At 71.5% G+C, this 26,077-nt stretch carries 12 protein-coding genes; 10 read left to right on the forward strand and 2 right to left on the reverse strand.

Annotated elements, in window-relative coordinates; genetic code table 11:
• Positions 1–39 precede the first annotated feature (39 nt).
• Positions 40–885 carry a hypothetical protein gene (locus tag VT85_RS23360; RefSeq protein ID WP_068420379.1) on the reverse strand — a complete coding sequence of 282 codons (846 nt, stop codon included), beginning with the start codon at positions 883–885 and terminating at the stop codon, positions 40–42.
• 475 nt (positions 886–1,360) lie between these two features.
• Here VT85_RS23360 and VT85_RS28775 point away from each other — a divergent pair, with 475 nt between their 5' ends.
• The 4 genes from VT85_RS28775 to VT85_RS23380 all read left to right on the forward strand — a co-directional run bounded on the left by VT85_RS28775 (position 1,361) and on the right by VT85_RS23380 (position 6,031).
• The gene (locus tag VT85_RS28775; RefSeq protein ID WP_197490965.1) at positions 1,361–1,768 is read left to right on the forward strand and encodes a hypothetical protein; all 408 of its coding nucleotides are present in this window, start codon (positions 1,361–1,363) and stop codon (positions 1,766–1,768) included.
• A 35-nt stretch (positions 1,769–1,803) separates the two neighbouring features.
• On the forward strand, positions 1,804–2,352 hold the full coding sequence (locus tag VT85_RS28780) for a terminase small subunit (RefSeq protein ID WP_068420385.1): 549 nt from the start codon (positions 1,804–1,806) through the stop codon (positions 2,350–2,352).
• A 38-nt stretch (positions 2,353–2,390) separates the two neighbouring features.
• On the forward strand, positions 2,391–2,762 hold the full coding sequence (locus VT85_RS23375; RefSeq protein ID WP_068420387.1) for a DUF5681 domain-containing protein: 372 nt from the start codon (positions 2,391–2,393) through the stop codon (positions 2,760–2,762).
• 236 nt (positions 2,763–2,998) lie between these two features.
• Positions 2,999–6,031 carry an N-6 DNA methylase gene (locus VT85_RS23380; protein ID WP_068420389.1) on the forward strand — a complete coding sequence of 1,011 codons (3,033 nt, stop codon included), beginning with the start codon at positions 2,999–3,001 and terminating at the stop codon, positions 6,029–6,031.
• A 621-nt stretch (positions 6,032–6,652) separates the two neighbouring features.
• Here the strand turns inward: VT85_RS23380 and VT85_RS23385 are convergent.
• Positions 6,653–7,828: a ScyD/ScyE family protein gene (locus VT85_RS23385; RefSeq protein ID WP_068420391.1), complete on the reverse strand. Its 1,176-nt coding sequence runs from the start codon at positions 7,826–7,828 to the stop codon at positions 6,653–6,655.
• A gap of 518 nt (positions 7,829–8,346) precedes the next feature.
• On the opposite strand from VT85_RS23385, the gene VT85_RS23390 reads away from it, so the two are divergent.
• The 6 genes from VT85_RS23390 (at position 8,347) to VT85_RS23415 (ending at position 26,077) form a co-directional block, all read left to right on the forward strand.
• On the forward strand, positions 8,347–8,640 hold the full coding sequence (locus VT85_RS23390; RefSeq protein WP_068420394.1) for a hypothetical protein: 294 nt from the start codon (positions 8,347–8,349) through the stop codon (positions 8,638–8,640).
• Positions 8,641–9,064: 424 nt separating this feature from the next.
• Positions 9,065–13,225 (forward strand): ThuA domain-containing protein, encoded by a 4,161-nt coding sequence (locus VT85_RS23395; RefSeq protein ID WP_068420396.1) that lies wholly within the window; start codon positions 9,065–9,067, stop codon positions 13,223–13,225.
• A gap of 164 nt (positions 13,226–13,389) precedes the next feature.
• Positions 13,390–14,088 (forward strand): ester cyclase, encoded by a 699-nt coding sequence (locus VT85_RS23400; RefSeq protein ID WP_068420399.1) that lies wholly within the window; start codon positions 13,390–13,392, stop codon positions 14,086–14,088.
• A 504-nt stretch (positions 14,089–14,592) separates the two neighbouring features.
• Positions 14,593–17,832: a BRCT domain-containing protein gene (locus VT85_RS23405; RefSeq protein ID WP_082858836.1), complete on the forward strand. Its 3,240-nt coding sequence runs from the start codon at positions 14,593–14,595 to the stop codon at positions 17,830–17,832.
• Positions 17,829–24,203 carry a HEAT repeat domain-containing protein gene (locus VT85_RS23410; RefSeq protein WP_068420405.1) on the forward strand — a complete coding sequence of 2,125 codons (6,375 nt, stop codon included), beginning with the start codon at positions 17,829–17,831 and terminating at the stop codon, positions 24,201–24,203. Before VT85_RS23405 ends, VT85_RS23410 begins: the two co-directional genes overlap by 4 nt.
• On the forward strand, positions 24,200–26,077 hold the full coding sequence (locus VT85_RS23415) for an SWIM zinc finger domain-containing protein (RefSeq protein WP_068420406.1): 1,878 nt from the start codon (positions 24,200–24,202) through the stop codon (positions 26,075–26,077). Before VT85_RS23410 ends, VT85_RS23415 begins: the two co-directional genes overlap by 4 nt.

Below are 26,077 nucleotides of genomic sequence, written 5' to 3' on the forward strand. Positions count from 1 at the left end.
CACTGAAATACCCACCTGACGTCCCGTCTAAGGATGGCCCTACCTTACCGCCGCTTGGTTGACCTGCCGCGATCCGGCTTCGGCAATGTTGACCTGGGCAACCACAGGCAGCCTCAGCCGCTGGATTCGGGCGAGGGCGACCAAGCTCGCCTGGTAGCGCCGCACGGCCTGGTCGAAGTTCTTCTCGATGAGCCGCAAGGTCCCCGCCGACATCGGGTGTTTGTTCCCCCAAGCCAGGGCTAGATAACGCTCCCAGGTCTGGACGTGCAGCCAGTCGCACACCACGCGCGAGGCCATCAGCCGCACGACCGGCGACGATCCCGGCGGGGCCAGCTCGCGGCGCATCAGCTCGACCCGAGCCTCGGCCGGCTCTTTCGGGGCCGGGAGTACGTCCAGCACCAGAGAAGCCGTCTCCGTCTCGATGTCGCCGCCCGACCTCGCCGCCGCGTCTAATGCCGCCGGCAGCCTCTCGGCCGCCAGAGCATCCCCCTTGTTCGCCAGATGGAGTAGCTGGCCGAGGTTGGTCCGGGTCACTTGAATCGTCGTCGTCTCGCCCACGTCGGCCCCCCTCTTCTTTCGCCAGGGCCCACGCCTCCGGCGGTGGTATCCGAGCGACCCCAGGGCCTCCGCGACCGCCGCGTCGACCTCAGCGCCGTATGCGGCGATCCCGTCCCGCAAGGCCACGAGCGGGGCCAGCAGACGGGCCTGCTTGCGTCTCTCTATCGCGGCGTCGGCCTCCCGCGTCTCGCGACAGTCCCTCGCCACTTCCAGGCACGCGGGGACGAAGAGATCCGGCATGCGGCCCCAGCAGCGGGAGGTGGACCGCCCGTCCCGGCGTGCCGACTCATAGGCGTAGTACCGGCCCTCGATCCGCTTCAGGTGCATGACTGCCCTTCCGCTTCGTAACCCACGTCGTCCCGGCCGCCCCACTCGACGGCCTCCAGGCGCGTCCATAGGAGCCGCCTGCTTCCCGCTGTGCCTTCTGGGAATTCGCGGATTCGCCCCGTACCCACGCATGCCACCTCGCTTGAGCATATTCTACTTCGGTTGTAAACTCGGAAAGTGCGGTCCCTTTTCTGAGGAGCGATCTATGGAGCCTTCCCCGGCGTCGGAGGATGGGGCTTGGGATCTGGAGCGGCTCCGGCTCCCGCCTGAGCTGACAGGCGAGGCTCCGGCCCGGAGGCGGCCTCCCCGCCATCGGCCGGGAGATCCATTCATCAAGGGGCCGATCCCCTACCCTTGGCTGGCGTCGGCCTGTCGGCTCCCGGGCTCGGGTTTCCACGTCGCGATGGCCTTCCGGTTCCTCTGCTGTCGCTACCGACCGCCGAACCGATGGGGCTTGGACGCCATCGCGAGAGGTTTGCAGATATCGTCCGACTCGGCCCGACGCGGCCTCCATGCGGCCGAATCGGCCGGGCTGCTGGACGTGGAAAGGGAGCCGGGTTGCAAGCTCGCCGTCTCGGTCTCGGACGCCCCGGGGTCCGGAACGGCCCGTCGGCCGTTGTACGGCCCGATCCCCTGGCGTTGGTGGCTCCCCGCGTCTCGGCTCCCCCGGCGTGCGCCCCACGTCGGCGCGGTCTGTTGGTTGCTGGCCGGATGGGAACGGTCGGCCGAGTTCGAACTGGCCCTGGATGGTTGGCCGGATCTCGGCCTCTCCCGATTCTCGGCCTCCCCGGGCCTGGACCTCTTGGAGCGGGCCGGACTGGTCTCGGCGGTCCGATCGCCGGGCCGGTCTCCGGTCGTCACGATCCTGGACGTCGAAGCCTAGATCATGAGGCAAGATCAAGACTTGGAGACTCCCCGATGGACCTGACCTATCGTCGACGCCTGTTCGTCGAAGCGTTCGTCGGCCCTGCGCTGGGCAACTCGACCGAGGCCGCGAGACGCGCCGGATATCGGCAGCCCCACATGGCTGGGCCGAGATTGATGGCGAATGATGTAATCCGGGCCGCGATCTCGGGCCGGACGGCCTCCGCAGCGCTGGACGCGGACGAGATCCTCGCCCGACTCGCCGAGATCGCCACCAGCGACATGCGGCATTTCCTCCGCTTCGACGACGAGGGTCGGGTCTCGCTCGACCTGGTGAGGGCGAAGCGGGAAGACCGGCTCCGTCTGATCAAGCGGTTCAAGCTCACGACCCGCACGACGACGACCCGGGAGGGTGAGACCGTGGAAACGCGCGTGGAATTGGAACTGCTCGACAAGCTCGACGCGCTGGACAAACTGGCCCGCTATCACGGCCTGTACCGCGAACGCCGGGAATCGTCGTTGTTCGACCTGGAGGCGCTGCTGGCCGACGACATCCCCGAAATCGACCCGACCACCCCCGGACCTCGCATCCCGGCGGTATGACGCCCTGATCTTGCAGGGCGATTACAGGAGATCGGCCCATGCCTTCATCCGACACGCAATTCCAGGCCGGACGGAGCGGCAACCCCGCCGGCCGCCCCAAGGGCTCCAGGAGCGCCCGAGACGCGTTCCGGCGGGTCCTCGCCCAACCTGACCCGACGGCACCGGAGCGGACCACCCTGGACGCGTGGGCGGCCGAGATCGTGAACGGCGCGACCACGGTCGGGGACCGGCTCGCCGTACTCAAGTGGCTCGAAGGCGCGTCGCCTCCGGCCGGAGCCGGAGAACCGCAGACCACGCTGGCCGACGTCGCGAGAAGGATGGCCGAGAAATTCCCCCGGATCAACATCCCGGGCGTCGCCCGAGCGGCCTCGGCATCCGAGCGGGAAGCCATCTCGGGCGACGAGACGTGAGCGGCGAATGAGTTCAACTCAGCCGCTTCCTTCGACACCCCGGGGGCTGCAAGATGTTCGGCCGCGGTGCTCCGCCGACCGCCCCGACCTCCCCGCCGCGGAAAAATCCGGATTACCGAATCCGATTCCCACCGGCGCCGGCGGCTCCCGTCCGATTGCCACGGCCGTCGAGCCGATGATATGTTCCGTTCCCGGTCAGGTAACAATCGGCTCCATCAGGTAACAGTGGTTGCTCCATGACGGTCGTCGAACTCCTCGCCCAGATCGCCCGGCGCGACAACACTCGATCCGAGGCGACTCTACAGGCGGATATCCGACAACTCGTCCTGACGGCTCCGCTGTCGCTTAGGGCGGAGGATGTCGTCACCGCGGACCTGGAAACGCCGGTCGGCCTCCGCCGACGGATCGATATCGAGGTCGGGAGCTGTCTGATCGAGGTCAAGCGGGACCTCTCGGCGGGCAACGTCCTGCCCGATGCGATCTCACAGATAGCCGGCTACCTGGCGGCCCGACAGATCGAGACCGGCTGTCGATACGTCGGCATCCTCACCGACGGCGCCGACTGGCGGTGCGTCTGCCTGCCGGGCGAGGCGGAAGCGGGTCCGCCGCGCGAGGTTTCGGCCTACAAGCTGTCGGCCACGAAACCGGACCCCGAGCCGTTCCTGATCTGGCTGGAAGGCGTGCTGGCCACGGCGCGGGACATCCCAGCGACCCCACGGGAGATCCGTCGGCGGCTGGGGGCGGGGAGTTCGGCCCACGACCTGGACCGCGATACGCTGCTCGCGCTCTTCACTCGGCATCGCGACCACCCCGCCGTGCTCATGAAGCGACAGCTTTGGGCCCGGTTGCTCACAACCGCCCTCGGGACGCAATTCGAGGACAGCGACGACCTCTTCGTCGAACACACCTACCTGGTGAACACGGCCGAGATCATCGCCCATGCTCTAGTGGGCTTCGACCTCGAATCCATCGCGCCGGCGTCGCTGCTGAGCGGCGGCAAATTCGAACAGAGCGGCATCACCGGCGTCGTCGAAGCGGACTTCTTCGATTGGGTGGCCCACGTCCCGGGGGGCGAGCCGTTCGTGCGCTCCCTGGCCCGTCGCGTGGGCCGGTTCCGCTGGCAGGATGTGAGCGGCGACGTCCTCAAAGTGCTCTACGAGTCCGTCATCACGGCCCCGACGCGGAAGCGGCTCGGCGAATACTACACGCCCGACTGGCTCGCCGAGCGCGTCGTCTCGGCCACGATCGAGCGGCCCTTGGAGACACGGGCTCTCGATCCCTCGTGCGGCTCCGGCACCTTCCTTTTCCACGCCGCCCGGCGATACCTCGCCAGCGCCGAGGCGGCGGGCCTCCCCCTTCCGACGGCCCTGTCCGGCCTCACGCGCCACGTTCTGGGCATGGACCTGCACCCCGTGGCCGTGACTCTGGCCCGCGTGACGTACCTGCTGGCCATCGGCCGCGATCGCCTCACGCATCCGGAGCGCGGCCCGATCCAGGTGCCCGTGTACCTGGGCGACGCCGTGCAGTGGAAACGCGAGGCGCAGGACCTGTTCTCCGGCGGCAATCTGGTCATCGAGACCGACGACCGCAAACAACTCTTCGAATCGGAACTCCGCTTCCCGGAAGAGGTCCTCGAAGACCCGGGGCGATTCAATCAGATCGTCGAGTCGATGACGAAGCTGGCGGGTGGTCGCAAGCCGGGCAGCTCCGTTCCGAAGCTCTCGGCGCTCTACCAGAGATACGCCGTGTCTCTCACCGCCCAAAAGACGCTGGACGAGACGTTCCAGACCCTGTGCGACCTCCACGATGAGGGTCGCGACCACATCTGGAGCTACTACGTTCGCAACCTGGCCCGGCCTTGGTGGCTGGCCCTGCCTCAGAACCGCGTCGACGCGCTGATCGGAAACCCGCCCTGGCTGGCCTTCCGGTTCATGACCGAGGCGATGCAGAAGGCGTTCCGCGAATACAGCGACGAACGGGGCCTCTGGCACGGGGCTAAGGTGGCCACGCATCAGGATCTTTCCGGACTGTTCCTGGTGCGGGCGGTCGAGCGCTATTTGAAGATCGGCGGGCGGTTCGGCTTCGTCATGCCGAACGCGGCCGTCGACCGGGGACAGTTCCAGGGGCTGCGCACGGGAAGGTACAAGCTCCCGAACGCACAGGCTCCCGTATCCATCGCGTTCGATCCGGCCTGGGATCTGCGCCGCATCCGACCGCACTTCTTCCCCCGTGGCTCCGCCGTGCTGTTCGGGACGCGGGCCGACCAGCCGAGACCGCTACCGACGGACGTGACGATCTGGTCCGGCCGAGTCTCCGAGCAGAACGCCAACTGGGATGCGGTCGCGAGCAGTCTCATGCAAGCCTCGGGGAAATCTCGTCCGTCGGGCGACGACCCCACCTCGCCGTGGGCGGAACGCTTCCGGAATGGAGCGACGATCTTTCCACGATTCCTCTTCTTCGTCACGCGCCAGGCCGCGGGGCCGCTGGGGATGCCTGCAGGCAAGGTCGCCGTTCGCTCGCTCCAACGCAACAACGACAAGAAACCCTGGAAAGACCTGCCGGCCCTGGAAGGCGTCGTCGAAACGGAGTTCATCCGGCCCGTCCTGCTAGGCGAAAGCGTCATCCCCTACCGCATCGCGGAGGCATTCGAAGCGGTGCTTCCCTGGGATCGAGAGGGGCTCATGGACGGCCTATCCGATCGGCTCGACGCTTATGAAGGATTGGCCAATTGGTGGCGTCGTGCGGAAGCGATCTGGGAGAAGCACCGATCCAGCGACCGATTGACGCTATGTGGCCAGCTTGACTACCGACACAAATTCCAGCATCAATTCCCCCTCCAACCGGAACGCATCGTGTACGCCGGTTCGGGAATGCACCTCGTGGCCTCACGGCTCAGCGATCGTCGGGCCGTGATCGAACATGGGCTCTACTGGGCGACCGCCGCCTCGACGGCCGAGGCTCAATACCTCTGCGCCATCCTGAATTCCGCAAGCCTCACGGAACTCGTGCGGCCGTTCATGAGCTACGGGAAGGACGAGCGGCACTTCGACAAACATATCTGGCAGGTGCCGGTTCCCCTGTACGATCCGACCGTCGACCTCCATGCCCGCCTTTCCGCCCGGGGGGCAGAACTGGAAGCGGCCGTGGGGGCGCTCGAAATCGATCCCGGTCGGCACTTCGCAGCCGTCAGGCGAGACGTCCGCGCGTTCATTGCCGAGAGCGAGGCGGGCCGAGACGTGGAAGCGCTGGTGGAAGAGTTGCTGAGCTGAGCGACGGCGGCGGCGGCGGCGGCCCCGAGCCGTCCGTCATGGGGCGGCCCTTGTCCACTACCGTTTACACTACCGGGTGTCTACCGGATGGCCGATTGTCACTACCGCGATCCCCTGCCTTTTCCCGCAAGCGTCTGAGAGCCTTTGCAACAGGCTCGAAAGCGGGTAAACTGGCTACAGTGACAGGGTTTACACGGCTTTCTGACTGTCACCGACGGCCGCTTCGCAATGCTGAGGTTGAGGGTTCGATCCCCTTCCGCTCCACTTCACTCACCCCGCAAGGATCCACGGCGAGCAATCAGGCACTTCCCGACGTCTGACAGAGTCATCTGGCGGCGTTTGGAACTGCTCATGCCCCGCAATCGCCGAGATCCGGCCCCGTTCTGATGGGCCGCACGTTAGTCGACCAGCTCCAGGTCGGTAAGAAGCCGGTGAAGCTCTCGCCCGACCTCGACGGTCCGAGTGCCTCGCCCTCAAGATCCCGCTCGCCTGTCATCAAAGGAACGGGCTTAGGCCACGGCGCGCTCGGCCGATCCAGGTCGGCCTCCCGGCGCGAAGCGGTGCCGGGGGCTTCAGACATCGGGTGAAGGGGGGATCGACGCGTCGATCCCCCCGGCGAGCTTAGCGACCGCGGCGCGAGCAGCCGACCAGGCCGGCGAGGCCGAGGCCGAGCAGCACCAGGGTCGAGGGCTCGGGGACGGCCGAGATCCGCAGGACCTGGCCCTCGCCCGCCGAGGCGCCCTGGGTGGTCACGTAGATCGCGCCATCCGGGCCGAAGGCGATCGCCGTCGGGAAGCCGAGACCGTCGCCGACGATCACGGTCCGCTCGCCGGTCAGCAGGTCGATCCGGCTGAGGATCCCCGACCCGGGGCCGGTCGACGAGGCCAGGCCGTTGGTCGTGAGTTGCAGCGCGTACAAGGCGCCGTCGGGGCCGAAGGCCAGGTCCATGAGATTCGTGAAGCCGTCGAAGGCGACGATCGGCTGCCCCGTCATCGGGTCGATGCGGTAGATGTTCGCGGCCCCGGGGGGGAACGGAAAGCCCGTCAACTCGCCGAAGTAGATCGACTGGTCGGGGCCCACGGCGATGCCGGTGGGCACGGACTGGTAGACCGGCGGGCCGAACGGCAGCGGGTTCGGGCGCGGCGGCAGGACCGCCAGCGTCGTGACGACCCCCTGATCGGTCACGCTGAGGACGGCGTTCGCGCCGGCGTCCGTGACCAAGAACCCGCCCCCGGGGGCGGCCGCCAGCCCGAACGGGTTGGAATCGACGGCCCCCCCGTCAGGATTCTGCGAGGCTTCGTAGTCGGCGAGGTTCGCGAGGCCCGCGACGGGCGCGCCGTCCAGGGGCAGCCGGACCAGTCGGCCGAATTCGTCGCCGACGGCCCCGAGTTGGGCGCGCGAGGCCGGATCGGCGCCCAGGCCGATCACGCCGTAAAGCTCGCCCGAGCTGCTGAAGGCGATGTCCTGCAGGCCGGACGCGTTGCCGCCGCCGGCGGCCGCGAGCGAGGGCAGGCCGGTCACGACGCGTTCCTGCACCCCGTTGCGCAACCGGCTGAGCGCGCCGGTCGCGCCGTAGGAGACCGTCTGGCCGTCGCCGGACACGATGCTGGGGCCGTCGCCCCCGCGGCCCGCCTCCGCGACGTAGAGGCTGCCGTCCGGGCCCCAGGCGAGGCCCCGGGGGTTATCCAGGCCGACCATCACCACGGCAGTCGTGTATCCCGCCCCGGCGCCCGTCGGCGAGAGGCAGAGCGCCAGGCCGACGATCCCAACCAAGAAGCCGAATCTTCCGCGCATCATGCAAGCAACCTCTTAACGCTGAATTCCGGAATTTCCATTTCCGCTCCGGATCGAGCCAGGCGGGCCGTCCTGCCTCGCTCACGCTCGATCCGCCTCGAAGCCCCCCGCCCCGCCCGATCGACGTCCTCCTGCGGGTCGCGTCGGAGATCGCCCCATCGCATCCGCGGCGACGGACGATCCCGGCGAGTCCTCGGGGGGCCCCTGAGGAGGAGCGACTCTACCGAAAGATCGTCGAGGATGCATCATCCCGGGGAGGCACGCGACGAATCTTGTCGGGAACTGAAGCGCATCCGGAGGGCGAGCCGCGCCATCAGGACAGCCTCGGGCTTGGTCCGCAGGGGGCTCCGATTCGTAAGCCGTGCCGAAGCCATCCCGCCCAACGCCCGCGGAACACGGTTTGCAATGTGATCGGCCGACGCGAGGATCGTGATTTTCGACCCGTGCTCCTCACCGCGGCCGTGGACGCCGGGGCCTCGGGGGCCGTTCCACCTCCACCGCGACGACCCATGAAACCGGCCATGATGCAACCTTCCGGCGCGTTCATCCTCCGGGCGATCCGCATCGCCTACGGCGCCTCGATCGGGCTCGCGCTGGTCGGCGCCTTCGGCGGCTGGTATTACTGGCCGGGGGCCCTGGCCTGGATCTCGATCTTCCTGGCCGTCGTCGCGCTGCTGGGAGGGCTCGCGCTCACGCAACTTCTGTCGCGGCTCCGGCTGATCCTCTGGCTGCTGCCGATCGCGGAGCGGCTGAGGGCGATCCTGCGAGAGCGAGGGCAGGGCCTCCGATCCGACGCCGATCGAAGACGTCGTTGATTCGCCTTCGCCAAGGGGCTCGGCCCCCCTCGGTTCGCTCGATCGGAACGCGGGAATGAAGACGGCGGCCTTGGCCGTGCCGACGGTCGATTTGAACAGGATGGACCCGTTGCCGCTGCGCGGGTTCGCCGTGTTGATCCCGACCGTGGCCCCGGCCCGCAGGCCGTCGTAATACCAGCCGGTCGGCTCGACCGGCGCGTACGCATTGTTGACCCCGTGACGGCGTCGCCTGGCCGGTACGTCCGCGCGCGTCGCGATCCGGCATGATCCGTCGCGTCGGGTCGACGCAAGGCCCGGGGCGGGCGCGGCCGGTTCGGCGGATTCCTCTCCGGTCCGTTCGCGGATAACATCGACGGGCGGGGTCGAGGCGGTCGCCGGGCGTCGGCGGATCGCGCGGCCTCGTCTCGAAAGGGGGGCCGGGCCGATGACGATCGAAGGATTCCAGGGTCGGGCGCACGGCCCGCGACTATGGCGTCGGTGGGTCGCGTCGGCGCTGGCGGCGTTCGCGCTGGCGGCGGGTTCGGCGTCCGGGGCCGGGGTCGAGCCCTGGGCCGACCCGGGGCTGCCGGTGCGGGACGGCCTGCGGGCCTGGCTCGACGCCGGCAGGCGGCCCGACGGGGTCGCGAGCGCCTCCGATGCCCCCCTGGCGGCCTGGCCCGACGCTTCTGGCGAGGGTCGCTCCTTCGAACAGCCCGAGGCGAAATCTCGTCCCCGACTCGTCGAGGCCGACGGCCGCGCGTTCGTCCGGTTCGACGGCGTCGACGACTTCCTGGAGGCGAAGGGCCTGGATGCCGGGGCGAGCGAGGCCACCGCCTTCCTCGTCGTCGCGCCCACGACGAATTTGGGGATGTTTCGAGGGCTCCTGGCCGGTGCGGAGCGGGGCCGCAACGACTACACCTCGGGCCTGACGATCGACCTCGGCCCCTTCGCCTCGACGCGACTCGACGCGATCAATGTGGAGGGCCGCGGCTTCCAGGGCTTCTTCAACGTCGTCGACGCCCCGCGCGACTTTCGCGAGTTCGTCACGATCATGGTCCGCATCGGGACCGGACCTCCGGGCGCGGAGATCGCCACGACGATCGACGGCCGCCCCCAGCAGCCCCGGCCGCGCCGGATCGAGCCGATGCGGCTCGACCGCCTCACGCTCGGCGCGCGGCTCTACAGCAATGAAGCCAGGCCCCCGTACGTCCAGGGCTTCCTGCACGGCGACCTCGCCGAGGTCCTCCTCTACGACCGCGCGCTCCCCGACGCCGAGGCCGACGCCGTCCGCGACTATCTCGACGCCAAGCATCGCGGCCTGACCGACGTCCTCCGCAAGCTTCCCGAGCCCGACGGCCGCCGCCGGCTGGAGCTGGTCGAGAATCCCCCGCCGTTCCAGATGCTCGTCCCCGGCTTCGAGGTCTTCGAACTCCCCCTTGATCTCAAGAACGTGAACAACGTGCGGCGACGGCCCGACGGCAAGCTGCTCGCCGTCGGCTACGACGGAATGATCCACCTCCTGTCCGACACCGACGGCGACGGACTGGAAGACCGCGCGGAAGTCTTCTGGGACGGTCGGGGCTCGATCGTCTCGCCCCTCGACGCCGCCCTCACGCCCCCCGGATACCCGCTGGGCGCGGGGCTGTTCATCCCCTGCAAAGGGAAGTGCGTCCTGATCGTCGACGGCGACGGCGACGACCGCGCCGACCGGGAGATCGTCGTCGCCGAGGGCTGGCCCGAGCTGGTCCACAGCGTCGACGCGATGGGCGTCGCCCTCGCCCCCGACGGCTCGATCCTCCTCGGGACGGGATGTCAGGACTTCGTCAACGCCTACCAGCTCGACCCCTCCGGCGAGGCCCGGTACGACGTGCGGAGCGAGCGCGGGGCGATCCTCAAGGTCTCCCCCGACTTTAAGAGCCGCGAGATCGTGGCGACGGGCGTCCGCTTCTCGGTGGGCCTGGAGTTCAACGCCGAGGGGGACCTGTTCGCGACCGACCAGGAGGGGGCGACGTGGCTCCCCAACGGCAACCCGTTCGACGAGCTGCTGCACATCCGCGCGGGCCGGCATTACGGCTTCCCCGCGCGGCACGCCAGACACCTGCCCGACGTGATCGACGAGCCCTCGACGTTCGACTACGCGCCCCAGCACCAGTCGACCTGCGGCCTCACGTTCAACGGCATGGGCGACGAACCGAGGTTCGGCCCGAGCTGGTGGGGGGGCGACGCCCTCGTCACCGGCTACTCGCGCGGGAAGCTCTATCGCACGCACCTCGTCAAGGTGCGGGGCGAGTACGTCGCCCGGACCGACCAGATCGCCACGGCCGGCATGCTGCTGATCGACGCGTGCGTCGGGGCCGACGGCTCGCTCGTCGTCGCCGCCCACAGCGGCATGCCCGACTGGGGGAGCGGCCCCGAGGGGAAGGGGAAGCTCTACAAGATCCGCCACGCCGCCCCCGACCTGCCGCAGCCGACGCTCGCCTGGTCGAGCGGCCCGCACGAGGTCCGCATCGCTTTCGACCGGCCGATCGACCCGAAAACGCTTCATGACGTCTCGAAACGAGTCCAGATCGAGTTCGGCCGCGCCGTCGCGCCGGCCGACCGCTTCGAGGCCCTCCGCCCCGGCTACGCCGTCGTCGCCATGCAGCTCGCCGCGCCGCGAGACCTGCTGGCGGTGCGGAGCGTGGGGCTCTCGGCCGACCGCCGGACGCTCCTCCTGACGACCGACGCCCAGTCGTCCCCCCTCCCCCACGCGATCACCCTCCCCGGCCTGGGACGGACCGATCCGGTCGCCGGGACGGGCGCCCTCCCCCAGCGGCCGGAGACCGACCTGGCGTTCGCGCTGGCGGGCGTCGACGCCCGCTGGGAGGCCGACGCGGACGGACGCGCGACGACCCTCTGGCTCCCCCACCTCGACCTGGCCGCCGCGCGCGGGCTGACCCTCGCCAGCGCCGAGCACGACCACTTCTGGGCCGACCTCGAAGCCCCCGGCGTCCTGACGCTCCGCGCGCAGGTCCGGCTCAAGGACCTGCTGAGGCCCGCCGTCCAGCCCGGCTCGACCGTCGACTCCGGCCTGCCCGCCGAGCAGCCGACATTGACCGTCAAGGGCCGCTCCGGCACGCGGGCCGAAGCCCCCGGCGCCCGCGTCGAGACCCGGGACGCCGGCGACGGCCTCGTCGAGATCGCCCTGACCTTCGACGCCGTCTCCGACGATCCGATCCCGATCGTCGTGACCTGCCCGACCGGCCCCGGCGCGACGCTGGAAGTCGCCTACCACACCAACGAGGATTCGCGGCCTCGCCTGCTCTCGCCGGGCCGGATCCTGGTCCCCTGGGCCGGCGCGTCCGAGGACGGCACGCCGGAGCCCTCGCGCGAGGCGACGTTCCCGCCCGAGTTCGCCGGCGGCGACCGTCGCAAGGGCCGCGAAGTCTTCCTCGGCGCGGTCGGCCAGTGCTCCAAGTGCCATACGGTGCGGGGCGAGGGAGGGCGCATCGGCCCCGACCTGTCGAACCTCGTCGAGCGCGACTTCGCGTCCGTCCTCCGCGACGTCTCGCAGCCCAGCGTCGCGATCAATCCCGACTACGTGACCTATCAGGTCGCCCTCGCCGACGGCCGCGCCCTGACCGGCTCGCTCCGCTCCGAGGGGGACCGCCTCCACGTGGGACTGACCACGGGCGAGGAGGTCGTCTTGTCGCGGAACGACGTGGAGGAGCTGAAGCCGACCGGGATCTCGACGATGCCCGAGGGCCTCTCCGCCGCGATCGGCGCCGAGGACCTCAAACACCTGATGGCGTTCCTCCTGCTTCCTCCCCCCGGCCCGGCCCCCATCCACCGCGACGACGCCCTCCCGCCCCGCAGCCGCGCCGAGTGGGACGCCGCGACGAAGGGCCGCAAGGCCCCGGCCGACGCAGCCGCGAAGCCGCTGAGGATCACGCTCGCCGCCGGGCCGAAGGACCACGGGGTCGACGAGCACGACTATCCCCTCTGGCTCGAACGCTGGGCCCCCCTCCTGCGGTCGGCCCCGAACGTCACGGTCCGCGAGGTCAAGGACGGGACCGGCCTCGATCTCGCCGACGAGTCCGACGTGATCGTCTGGTACTCCGCGAACGGGACGTGGTCCGACGAGCAGGCCCCGAAGCTCCGGGCCTACCTCGACCGGGGCGGCGGACTGGTGGTGATCCACTGGGGCGTCAACGGCCGCAAGGGCCCGGACTCGCTCGCCGAACTGATCGGCCTGGTCTCGACCGACGCGATCAAATACCGCCACGGCCCTCTCGATCTGACCTTCGCCGACGCGGCGAAGTCGCCGATCCTCGCGGGCCTCCCCGCCGGCCTCCACCTCGTCGACGAGAGCTACTGGAACCTCCACGGCGACCCCAGCCGCATCGAGATCCTCGCCACGGCCCCGGAGGAAGGCGCCCCGCGCCCCCTGATGTGGACCCGCCGCCAGGGCCGAGGCCGCGTCTTCGTCTCCATCCCCGGCCACTACACCTGGACCTTCGACGACCCCCTGTTCCGCCTCATCCTCCTCCGCGCCATCTCCTGGACCGCCGACCAGCCCGTCGACCGCCTGATCGACCTGGCGACCGAAGGGGCGCGCATGGAGTAACCGCCGCTCGTCGACCCGTGTCGGCCGCGACGCCTCGGCGTGGGAAAAAGTTCGGAAGCGGACAGGCGAATCGTGCTAAAATCATTTTCATACGCATTCTCTGTCGTCATCCTGAATGCCGCCGGCGTCAGGCGATCGAACCCACACCCCATTGAGAGGCGGACATGAGCGACCGGAATCGGACCCTGTCGCGGCGATGGTTCGAGGAGGTTTGGAACGAGCGCCGGACGGAGGCCATCGAGGAATTGATGAGCGTCGACGTCCTGGGCCACTCGGAGTCCGGCGAGATCTCCGGCCTGGACGCCTTCCAGCGGTTCCGCGAGCAATTCCTGACGGCCTTCCCCGACCTCAAGTTCGTGGTCGAGGACTTGATCGGCGTCGGCGACGACGTGGTCGTACGCTGGAGCGCCTCGGGGACCCACGCCGGCGACGCCCTGGGCATCGAGCCCTGCCACCGCCACGTCTCCGTTCGCGGGATGACCTGGCACCGCTTCAAGGACGGCCTGCTGGTCGAGGCCTGGGACAACTGGAACCAGGGCGCCCTGCTGCAACACCTCAGCGAACTCCCGGACGTGGACCGCGATCGGCGGATCAAGCGCCGGATCGAACTGGCCGAGCGGATCCGGGAGGTCCGCGAAGAGGTCTTCGGCCCGACGGGCGGCCCGGAGGTGGCCCGCCTCCTGGGGCTCCCCGCGCGCACCTGGTACAGCTACGAGACCGGCGTCACGATCCCCGCGGAAGTCCTGCTCGACTTCATCAAGGAATCCGGCGTCTCCCCGAACTGGCTCCGCTCGGGCGAGGGCCCCCGGTATCCTCGCGACGCGAAGGCTCCGGGTGCGAAGCCTGAGGAATCGACCCCGTGAACCCCGCCGGGAGGAGGGCCCCGCCCGGCCCGGGCCCCCTGCTTGATCCCCGTCGAGAAGCGGACGATGCCCCGAATCGACGCGCCGGATCGAGACATGTCGCGAAAAATGACCAGAGGCTTGCAGCCACGCGACCTGCGAGCTAGAAGAAGATGACGCTCGAAGACGATGAGCGGCCTTGGGAGGTCTTGTTCTAGCTCGGCGCCCTGCGCCAGGGCGGCGTTGCGCCGCCCGAGTCGTCCGTCGGCCATCCGTCACAGCGAAGGCTGTTTCAGACTCGCTGCTCGGGGTAACTACTACTCCGGCCGCGGCGGGCCTGGGGCAACCCCGCCGGACGGGGTTCCGCCGCGGCCGGAGTAGTAGTTACCCCGGCGAGTCAGAGAGCCTTCGGTGTCCCAGGTCATGTAGTAGACGACTCTCCCAGGCAGGGGCGGGCGGCCTCCGGGTCGCCCGCCCCTTCGTCCCAAATCGGCCCCAGAAGCCCACGTGCGGAGGCCCCCCTTCGTGGCCACGTCGATCCGCCTCGAGGACGTCCGACTCGCGTGGGAGGCGAGAGACCCGGAAACGGTCTCCCTCGTCGTCGATCTCGCGGGGCAGGACGACCCGGAGCCCGAGCCGCCCCTCCGCGCCGGGGCTCCCACCTTCGCCTCCTACCTGGCCGAGATCCGCTCGCGCGACTTCCGACGCAGGCCGCTGGAGGAGCAGGCGAGCGAGCGTCAGGCGAAGCTCCGCGCGCTGGAGGCCCCGGACGCCGAGGTCCCCCCGCCCGATCGCCTGAAGCTGCACGCCGTTCTGGAGGAACTCTGGGTCGACGGCGGCCCCGCGGCCCGATCGTGGCTGCTGCGGATCATCGCCGAGATCCCGGCGCGCTACGGCCCGTGGAAGGCGCTCAAGCGGATCTTCAAGGAGGCGGAAGCCCGCGGCGACGTCGAGGTCTTCGCCGCGCTCGCGGCCCGGTTCGACGAGCTCCAGGCGGAGGGGGGGGCCGAGGTCGGCCGGGCCACCCTGGCCTACCTCCGGCGTCGCGGCTGGAGGGCCCTCCGCCGCGCGGCCGAACGTCTCCCCTCGTCGTACGCCGACCTCGCCTGCGAGGTGCTGGCCCGCTACAGCGAAGGGACGCCCTGGCCGCGGACCTGGATCGCCAACCACATTTTCTTCCACGAAGCCGGGGGCTACGGCCGGGAGAATTTCGGCCGCTCGCCGGCCCTGTACTCGGGCGACTTCCTGAAGCATCGCGCCTATGCCGACCTGTGGAAGCGCACCCCGAGGCCCCTGTTCGGGCTCCTGGAGAAGGCCCGCAGCGACCGGGCCCGGATGTTCGCGGCCGAAGCGCTGAAGGCCGACTTCCGCGCCTCGCTGCGCGAGGTGGAGCCGGCGTGGGTCGCCCGACTGGTGGACGTGCGGAGCCGGCCGGTCGACGTGCTCCTCGTCTGGGTCCTGTCGAACGTGCCCCGGTTCGAGCAGTCGGCGTTCCGCTCGCTCGGGCTCCACGAGGCCGTCCTGCGGCTGTTCGACTCGCCTTCCGACGAGGCCCGCGCGTATGCGGCCGGCTACGCCCGGGCGCACGCCCGCGACCTGTCGGTCGACGAGTTGATCCGCCTGATCGACAACGACCACCAGGCCGTCCGCAAGCTCGCCGTCGACCTCCTCGGCGACCGCGACCCCCGCGCCGAGGTCGGCCTGGAAGCCTGGGGGCGTCTCCTGAAATCCGAACACGGCCTCAAGCTCGCGGCCGACGCCGTCTCCAGGCACTTCGGCGCGAAGGAGCTGACCCCCGACTGGTTCCGGGCCCACCTCTTCACCGAGAGCGCAGCGGCCTTCGACCTGCTCAAGGGGCTGCTCGCGAGGATCCACCCGACCGAGAAGCTCGGCCCCGGATTCTTCCGAGATCTGATCGACGCGCTGAAGGGCTCGGACGACGACGCCTCGGAGATGGTGGCCCCCTTCGCCCTGGGAGAGCTGGCGAAATTCGAACTCGACGCGCAGCCCGTCGACTTCCTGCGCCGCATCCTGCTCGACGAGATGACCCAGGAACAGGCCGCCCGGTGGGTCGACCAGGGGAAGCTCCGGGCCCCGACCTTCGGCGTCGAGTTCCTCAAGGCGCTGGCCTACGAGCCGGACTTCGCGGCCCATCCCTGGATCGCCGAGTTCCGCCGCGCGGGGCCCGACTGGGCGAGGGCGCTCGCGTTCGACCCCGGGCTCTCCGATCGCGTGCGGGCCTGGCTCGCCGACGTCCGCAAGGTCCCGCCGGCCGACCTCGGATTCGACTGGCTCCTGTCGCTCGTCGCCCGTTCCGAGCCGAGCTACCACGACTTCGCCGTGGGCGTGCTGACGAAGGCGTTCACGCCGGCCGACTTCGCCCCCCGCGAGCCGTCCGCCTCGGCGTCCGAGCCCGAGCCCCAGGCCGCCGCGACGGTCGACCTGCAAGGGGCGTCGTTCCTGTTCACGGGCAAGATGGCGACCCTCAAGCGCAAGGACGCCGAGGACCAGGTGCGGTCGTCGGGCGGGTCGGTGTCCGGGAGCGTCTCGGCCAGGCTCCATTACCTCGTGATCGGCGACGAGGGCTCGCCGCTGTACGGCCACGGCAAGAAGGGGGACAAGCAGACGAAGGCCGAGTCGCTGAACGCCTCGGGCGCGAACATCAAGATCATCTCCGAGACGGCCTTCCTCAAGATGCTGGCCGGCGGGGTGCGGGAGATTTCGGCCGACGCCGTGCTCGCCGGCTGCGAGCGGCTCTGGGAGATGGCCTCGGCGGCGGGGCCGGCCGACGCCCCGAGGGCCCGGTTCGCGATCGAGTACCTGCTCGCGCATCACCCCGACGTCGCCCTTGAGAAGACCGAAAGGCCCGTCGATCCGGGCGCGGAGATTCCCGCCGAGTTCCTCACGTTCGCGAGGGTCGAGCCGCTGTTCCACGAGAGCCGCAAGCCCCTGCGCGACCTCGCGCTGGAGCTGTCGCGGTGGGAGTTCGCCCGCTGGGCCCCCCCGCCCGAGGCCCTGTTGAGGCTGGCCGAGAGCCCCCACGCGGACGTCCGCCGATTCGTCGAGGGGGCGTTGCTGGCCGACGACTCCCCCGAGAATCGGCGCCGCCGGATCGACCCGGAGGGCCTGAGCCCCGCCGCCGCGTACGCCTTCTGCGAGTCGGCCGACGCCTCGACGCGCGACCTCGGGATGCGGCTCCTCGACCGCTCCCCGCGGCTGAGGCGTCCCGAGGAGCTGTTCCGCCTGACCGACAGCCCCGACCGCCGGATGCGGGCGTTCGTGATCCGGACCCTGTGGTCGCTGTATCGCGATCGAGGGATCACGGCCGACTGGAAGCCCGCCGCCCCGCCGGCGCCGACGGTCGGCGCCGGGACGAGGAAGGCCGCGGCGATCGCGGCGCAGGATCGCGGCCCCGGCGTCCCGGCCCGCCCCGACGGCCTTCCGACCGGCCCCCGGGGGATGTGGGAGCTGCTCCGGAGATCGCTGTTCGAGATCCCCCCGCCGAGGCCCGAGAAGCGCGAGGGGGGCGGGGCCCCGGAGAAGGCCTCGCCCCTGCCCGCGCGGCAAGCCAAGCTCGCGCTGATCGAGGTGATGCGCGACCTGGCCGTCGAGGACGTCGCATTCGCCCGGGGCGCGACGCCGCTCCTGGAGGAGTTCCTCCCCTCGCGCGGGCCGAGCGAACGGGCCGCCTGCCTGGTGGCCGTGACCCGCATCCGACACGCCTGGCCCGAACTCCGCCGAGGGGTCGAGGGGGCGCCCTCGTGAGCACGACGATCGACTACTCCATCCCGTTCCGCGGCGACCTGAAGGCGCTCGTCGGCGTCGGCTCGTCGGCCGCCTTCGTGACCTCCCACCCCGAGGGCCGACCGACCGGTCTGCACCGGGTCCACCTGGGGGACGACCGCCCCCGATCCGAGAGCGAAGACCTCCCCGGCGGGCTCGCGATCGTCGCCGACGGCGAGACGCTCTGGATCGCCGGGAGCGACGGCCGGATCCATCACGCCCCGCCCGGCGGCCGTCCCCAACCCATCGGACCGAAGTTCGACGAACCGCCGAGGTCCCTGGCCCTGCTCTCCGACGACCGCCTCGGAGTGCTGTCGGGCCGCGAGGTGAAGATCCTGTCGCGGAAGGACGGCAAGCTCGCGCAGACGCTCGAACTCCCCGAGCCCGGCTCGGTCCTGGCGAGCGATCCGTCGGGCCGCTGGCTGGCGGTCGGTACGACCGGCGGACTCGTCGCGATCTTCGAGGCCGAGACGACCCCCGAGTTCGTCGCGGGAGACGCCGCGCGGCTGCACGAAGGGGAGGTGACGGCGATCCTCTTCGAGCGCGACGACCTGCGGTTCTTCTCGGCCGGGGCCGACCTGAAACTCCTCTCGACCCACGCGCGAGGGAAGCTGGAGCCCGAGGACAAGGGACGGGCCAACAACCACGCCGACCGCGTCACGGCCATGATCTGGGGCCCCGGGGACCGCCTGCTCACCGGCGGCCTCGACGCCGTGGTGAAGTCGTGGCCCCGCGTGGGGGGGGTCAAGCCGGCGACCCAGAAGGAGGGGGTCGCCCGCGTCGTCGGGCTCGCCCTGGTCCAGCGGCACGACCGCGACCACCTGGTCGTCGCGGGCGAGGACCAGACCATCTGCACGTTCGCGATCGACGCGGCCGGTAAGCCCGCGGCGCTGCTGCTCCGGGGCTGCGACGCGATGGCCGCGACGAAGGCCGACCTCGCGGGCGACGACCCCCGCGCCCGCGAAGCCGCGATCCGCCGACTGGCCGAATTCGACGATGCGGCGTCGCTCGACCTTCTGGCCGATCAGGCCGGGGTCGACCCCGACCACGGGCTTCGACTCCTCGCCGCTCGGTCGCTCGGCCAGTCCGACAATCCCAGGGCGGCGGCGCGGCTGGAGGGCCTGTTCGCCCACGCCGAGGCGGCCGTCCGCTCGGCCGCGTTCGAGGGCCTGCGGCGGATCCGGGGTCGGGCCGACCTCCACGTTTTGGACCTCGCCCTCAAGGCCGAGAAGCCCGAGATCGGCAAGCTCGCCGTCGAGGCGCTCGAGGCGCTGGCGCCAGGGGACGATCGGGCGACGGACCGCCTGTCCAGGGCCCTCGCGGCCAAGACGCCCGAGGTCCGGCTGGCGGCGCTCGTCGCGCTGGAATCGGCCTACCCGGCCGGATCGCCCGAGGCGAACCTGGCCGCCATGGGGACGACCCACCCCGACGTCAGGAGGGCCGCGCTCCTGCGGCTTTCCGCCCGGGGGCTGCTGGGCGACCCCGCCGCGCAAGCGGCCCTCCGACGCCGGGCCGAAGACCCCGACGCCGAGGTCCGTCGGGTCGCCTTCCTGCTCTCGCTCCAGACCCGCCCCGCCCTGCTCCAGGCCCTCCGGTCCCGCGACCCCGAGCTGCAACGCCAGCTCGCCGACCTGGAAGGAAGCGATGAGGGGCCGACGCCCGAGCCCGCGAAGAAGGCGCGGAAGGGCCGGGGCGAGGCGTCCACGAAGGCCGAAACGCTGACGGACGACGACCTCGCGCCGCTGCTCCAGGCCGCCGCCGCCCGCGCCGTCGACACCAGCCTCCGGGGTGCCCGAGGGCTGGCCGTCCTGGGGGACGCCCGGGCGTTCGGCCTCCTCCTGCAACTGAGCCGCGAGGAGGACGAGAAGGCCCGCGTCGAGGCCTGCCGCGCCCTGGCCGCGCTGGACGATCCCCGAGGTGCCGAGCGGCTGAGGTCGCTGCTCCACGACCCCGGCCTGAACGTCCGCGACGCGGCCTTCACCGCCCTGGCCCGCCTGCACGAGTCCGAGCCCCTGAAGGCGGCCGAGGCGGGCCTGAACGCCCCCTCGGAGAACGTCCGCCAGAGGGGGCTGCAACTGCTCGTCGCCGAGGCGCGCAAGGCCCCGCCCGGCAAGCTGGAAGAGCGTCCCGCGGCCATGCTGGCCGACGCCCTGAACGACTCGATCGCGACCGTCCGCTCCGAGGCGTTCAAGGCCGCGTTGAACCTGAACGTCGGCGGGGGAGGCGCGGCCACCCTGCGGTTCGTCATGAAGAGCCGGCACGCCGACGTCCGCCGCGAGGCGATGACCGAGACGATGGCGAACGTGGCCGGGCCGGGGGGCTGGGACGTCCTGTTCGAGTTCCTGGACGACCCCGACCCCGGCCTCCGCGCCGAGGCGTACGCGTTCGCGGCGAAGAAGACGAAGGGGCTGGAGACGCTCGACGCGGCCCTCGGCTCGCGCTATCCCGACCTGCGGAAGTCGGCCGTCGACGGCCTGATCAAGAAGCGCACGGCCGCCGCGCAGAAGCTCCTCGCCCGCGCCCTGGACGACGCGGACGGCGACGTACGGCTCGCCGCGCTGGAGGCGCTCGTCGGGGCCGACGCCCGGCCGGTGCTGAGGACGGCGGTCGAGAGCCCGCACGCCGACGTCCGGCTCCGCGCGGCCCTCGCGCTGGCGCGGCACGGCGACCCGGCCGCGCTCGCCCCGCTGCTCGCCCTGGCCACCGCTCCCGAGCCCGCGGAGGAGGAGCGGAAAAAGGACTGGGCGAGCCTCGCGGAGTCGGCCCTGATCGGCCTCGGTCGGCTGGGAGACGCCGCCGCGCTCCCGGACCTCATCCCCCTGATCGACGGCCCGATCGCACCGATCCGACGGGCCGCGGCGAGGGCCCTGGCCTGGCTCGCGCCGCCGGACCGGCCCGCCCCGCTCCACGACGCGCTGAGGCACCACGACCCGGTCGTCCGCGACCTCGCGGCGCTCGGCCTGGCGATCCTCGGCGACGCCTCGGCCGGGCCGCTCGTCTTCTCCGACGCCGCGAAGTCGCTCGAACCCTGGGAGAAGCTCGCGGCGGCCCTGGCGCTCTCGGGCGCGGCGGCCGGCGACGGGCATCTCGTCGCCGCGCTCGACGACCCGGACGAGACGGCGCGGGCGAGGGCGTTCCTGCTTCTCCTGATGAGGGAATGGAAGGAGCCCCGCGAGGATTCGACGCTCATGCTGGCGGCCCTGGCGGCCCGGGAGGCCCGGACGCGGCTCGCGGCGGCCGAGGCGCTGGAGGCGACGGCCGGCCCGTCGGGGCTCGCCGCGTTCCTGGCGAAGACGTTCAACGACCGCGGCGAGAAGCCCGCCTGGACGATCGCCGAGGGGGTCGTGGACGACCTGGCCGAGCTGCTCGTCCACGCCGCCCCCGGCCTCCGCGCCCGCTCCTCGGAGCTGCTCCGGGAGCTTGAGAACGAGGAGCAAGCCGGGTGGGACCAGGCCTGGGCGATCCACTCGGAGCGCTACTCCGCCGAGATCGCCGCGCTGCGCCGGGCCGCGGAGTCGCGACGGCCCCCCCGCCCCGCCTCCGCGCCCGAACGTCTCCGCGAGCTGGCCTTCGGCGCCTACGTCGGGCTGGTCCGGGAGCGAGGAAGTTCTCGCAAGAAGGGCGCCGAGCCGGCCGTCGCACGGGTGAGGCGGACGGCGCTCGGGCGGCTCGTGAACCTGGCGAAGGCCGACCCCGCGGTCGCCTCGGCGGCCCTCCCGGTGCTCGTGCAGGTCCTGGGAGACCCGAACGCGGCGATCCGCCTCCCGGCCTTCGAGAGCCTGCCGGAGCTGGGCCTGGACCCGACGGCCCTCGCGGCCGAGGCGCTGGGGACCGGCCACCTCGACCTGGGCGTGAAGGCCCTGGAGATCCTCGCCTCGGGAGGGTCGGCGGCGGAGGGGCGTCGCGTGCTCGACGAGGCGATGCTCACGCGCCGGGACGACCTGGCGATCGAGGCGGCCCGGCTGCTGATGGCGAACGAAGGGGTCGCGGCCGTCGCGGGCCGGGCGCTGGAGGGCTCCCACGAGCCGCTCCGACGGGCCGCCGTCGCCTGGCTGGCCGACGAGTCCGACAAGAACGAGAAGGCCCGCGAAGCTCTCCGGCGGGCGCTCGGCTCGCGCCACCCGTCGGTCCGCGAGGCCGCGGCGATGGCGTTGTCCACCCGGAAGGATGCGACGGCCTTCGACGCCCTGGTCGAAGGGCTCAGGGCCGCGACCGAGCCCGCCGCCGCGCGTCGCTTCATCGCCGCCCTGACGGTCCTGGGCGACCCCCGCGCCGCCTCGGTCTTCCTCGACCGCGTGGAGGACGACCCCTCGGGGACCGCCCCGACCGAGGAACTCATCCGAGCCGTCGGCGACCTCGGCCGACCGGAAATCGTCGACCGGCTCTTCGCCCTCTGGGACCGGGAGCCGAAGCGAGGCGCGGCGATCCGGCAGGCCCTCCTTTCGATCAGCGGCCATGACCAGGCGATCGAGGACCCCGAGGAGGATGCGCCCGATCGGCGGTGGGAGGAGACGCAGCGCCCGCGTCGCGACGACGTGCTGGCCCGCCTCCTCGCCCGACTCGCCGCGCCGGGCGAGAAGGGCGCCGCCGCGTTCCTCCCCGCGGCCCGATGGTCGCGTTCGAGCGCGGTCGATCCGGTCCTGTCCGGCCTGGTCGCGCATCCGGACGAGGCGACCCGGCGCGGGGCGATCGAGGCGATCGGCTGGAGGCTCCGCAAGCGCACCGGCGACCCGACCGCGCTCGTCAAGGCGCTGGCCTCGCGGGACCCGGTCTCGCAGCTGCTGGCGGCCGAGGGCCTGGCCCGGATCGGCCGACCGGACGGGCTCTCCGCGCTCCTGGCGAGCGTGGAGCTGGTCTCCGACCTGGGCCTCCGCCGTCGGGCCGTCCTGGCGCTCGGCGAGCTCGGGGACGAGCGGGCCGCGGAGCTGCTCATCAAGCTCGCCTCCGACGACGCCCACGCCCTCAACGAGGTCGCCGCCGAGGCGATCGGCCACCTCGGTCGATCGAAGCACGCCGAGGTCGTCTGGCGGTTGCTGGAGCGACTCGCGCGGGGGTACGGCGGGGTGGCCTTCCAGGCGAACAGGGGCCTCCGCTGGCTCGACACGGCCGCGGGGTGGGCGCTGCTGCGCGGCCGCGCGGCCGATCCGGCGGCCCCGAACCGCTGGGCGGCCATCGAACAACTGGCCTACAACGACGACCCGGCCACCCGCGAGCTGCTCCTCCGGCTCGTCCGCGAGGATCTCACGCATGGGGAATCGGCGTACGACGCGGCCCGCCGGCTCGCCGGCCCCGACGCCCTGGAGCCCGACGAGGCCCTGATCCAGAACCCGGAACTCTCCTTTCTCGACGTGTTCAAGAAGGCCCTGGAGCGCGTCTGCGAGCGGTCCTCGCCCGCGACGATCTTCGCCATCCTCCCCCGCTGCGAGGATCAAGACGCCCGCAAGGACCTGAGCCGGGCGGTCCTGTCGAGGAAGGAACTTCCGGTCGCCGAGGCGCGGAAGGCGATCGACGACCGAGACCCGATCGTCTCGGGCCTCGCGGCGCACGTCCTGGGGAGGGCCGGCGAGTCGGCCCGCGACGCGGCGTCGGCGATCGATTCGGCCCTCGCCCGCTGGTGGAAAGCCTGGCTCGAACGCCGGAAGGCCGCCTGGCGCGGGATCGACCCCGACGACGACGACTCGCCCGACCGGCCGATCGTCGATTGCCTGGGCCTGGTCGCCTGGGCGGCCGGACGATTGGGGGTCGGGATCGAGACCCTGACTTCGATGGCGAAGGCCCCCGGCGCCGACCTCGACGCGGCCGACCTGCGGCGATCGGCGATCGAGGCCCTGGCGGCGTCGCCCGCGAGGAAGGGGGCGGTCGACGCCCTGGAGGGGGCCGCCGAGACCTCGACCCCCGAGCTTCGGGCCCTGGCGGCCCAGGCCGTGGCCGAGGACGCGCCCGAGAAGATCGCGTCCCTGGCCGAGAAGCTCCTGGCCGACGGCTCGGCCTTCGGACGAATCGCCCGCGACGCGGGCCCTCGCCTCTCCGAACTCCTCCGCCGGGCCGCCCGGCAGGGGCGCTATCAGGGGGTGGCCCTGCCGCACCTGATCGCCGGCCGGGACCTGGAGGGCCTCACCGCCGTGGCCGGGGACCGCTCCCTGGACGAAGGGGCGAAGCTGGGCGCCGTCGAGGCCCTCGCCGCCCTCGCGACCGAGCCCGCCGAGGCGGTCCTCCGCGAGATCGGCCTCGACGACCGCTTGGACGAGGACCTCCGCAAGGCCGCCTGGAGAGGGCTCCGACGATCGAAGCGGGCCAGGACGCCGAAGACGCCGAAAACCCCCAAGCCTTCGAGGGCCGAGGTGCGCGGATGAGCGACGACTCCCCCCCGCCGGACGTCCCCTCCGACGAGCCCGCCGCCGTCGAGCGGACCGAACTCCACCTGGCCTACGCCGGGGCGAGCCGCATGTCGACCTCCGAGGGCTCGGCGCGGCTGGCCCTCGCCGCCAACATCCTCCGAAGTCCGGCGCGGTTCGACGGCGTGATCCACGACCCGATCCGCTTCCGGGAGGCGATGTCGGCGCTCCACGCGGTCGTCGCCAGCGACATGCGCTATCAGCCCAAGGACCGCACGGCCTACCTCGCGTATGTACGGATGAGGCGCGAGTCGTCGGGGCTCGACGCCTGGCAGGCGCAGCGGGAATATTTCTCGTGGCTCTTGCGGAACGACCCGCTGGCGTTCGTGATCCTGGACCCGGTGGTGACGGTCCATCCCGATCAGGTCTTCTTCGAGGTCTTCAGCAAGGACGAGGGCGCGTACGCGAAGCTCGGGGTCGACCGGGAATGCTTCACGACGGAGGCCGAGCCGACCTACGGCACGACGAACATCGACTTCAGCGAGTCGCTGTACCGGGGCCTCCAGCAGATGCGCTCCTACCGGGAGACGCGCCTGACCATCGGCTCCGAAGGGGTGGGGCTCGCGACGCAGGCGGCCGGGCAGGTGCTGGAGAAGACGATCCGGGTCCCGGATTCCTGGCTTCGCGGGTTCCTGCAGGTCCAGTCGGCCGCCGCGCTGCCGCGAGACTCGTTCTCGCTGGCGCCGATCGACCTGTACAACGCGCTTCGGCACCTGCGGCTGCACGCCGACGAGAAGGGCCGACGCCGCGGGCTGAGGGTCGAGCTGATGCCGGGTCGGGCGCCCCGGCTGGTGCTCGAGCCCTGGAACGTGGTCATCCCGACGACGGCCGGGCCGTACAAGGGGAAGTCGGCGAAGGTCGCCCGCGTCTGGGGCCGTCGCCGCCTGATGCTGCTCCAGCGGTTCCTGCCGTTCGTGGAGGAGGTCGACGTCCACCTCCTCGGCAGCGGCCTGCCGAGCTTCTGGGTCCTGCGCGGGCGGGGGATGACGCTCACGCTCGGGCTGACCGGATTCACCGCGGCGAACTGGTCGCAGGCCTTGAATTTCGACCTGCTGCTGCCCCGCAAGACGGAGCCTGGCGGCAAGTCGCTCGACGCCGTGCTGGCGCACCTGGCCGGGCGGTGGTCGGCCGGGATCGGCGAGCTGGCGAAGTCGACGAAGCTCCCCTGGCCGGCGCTCACCGAGGCGTTGCAGCTCGGCTGCCAGCAGGGCCGCATCATGTACGACGTCGCGGCCGACGTCTACCGCCTGCGTCCCTTGACCGAGGCCCCGCTGGACCTCGGCCGCCTGGAGTTCCGCGACGCCCGCGAGCGCGTGGCGCACGACCTTCTGGTGCGCCGGGGGGCGGTCGAGGTCGTCGCCGAAAATCGGCTCCCCGGCGCGGGGCTGGAGTTGACCGGCCGGGTGACGGTCCGGGAGGACGACCGGGAGTACCGCCCGAAGATGCTCCTGGCCGACGAGGGGCAGGTCACGCGCGCGGAATGCACCTGCGGGTTCTTCCGCAAGCAAGGGCTGAAGGCGGGCCCCTGCGTCCACCTCGTCGCCCTACGGCTCGCGTACGCCGCCCGCGAGGCCGACCGCGCCGCGGGCCGGACGCCGGCCGAGGCGATCACCGCCGAGACCCGCGCCTTCAGCCGTCGCGACGCGAAGGGCGAGGACGTCTACGAGGTCACGCTCGATCGCCGTCGGCTGAAGGTCCGCTGGGGCCGCGACGACGGCCCTCCCCGGCTCCAGACCCTCGCGTTCGACTCGGTCGAGGAGGCGAGGGCCGCCTACCTCGGCCGCGTCTCCGACCTCGCCGCCCGCGGCTTCCTCGACGCCTCCGCAGGATGA

Origin of the sequence: Planctomyces sp. SH-PL62, from assembly GCF_001610895.1 — a bacterium.
Lineage (GTDB): Bacteria > Planctomycetota > Planctomycetia > Isosphaerales > Isosphaeraceae > Paludisphaera.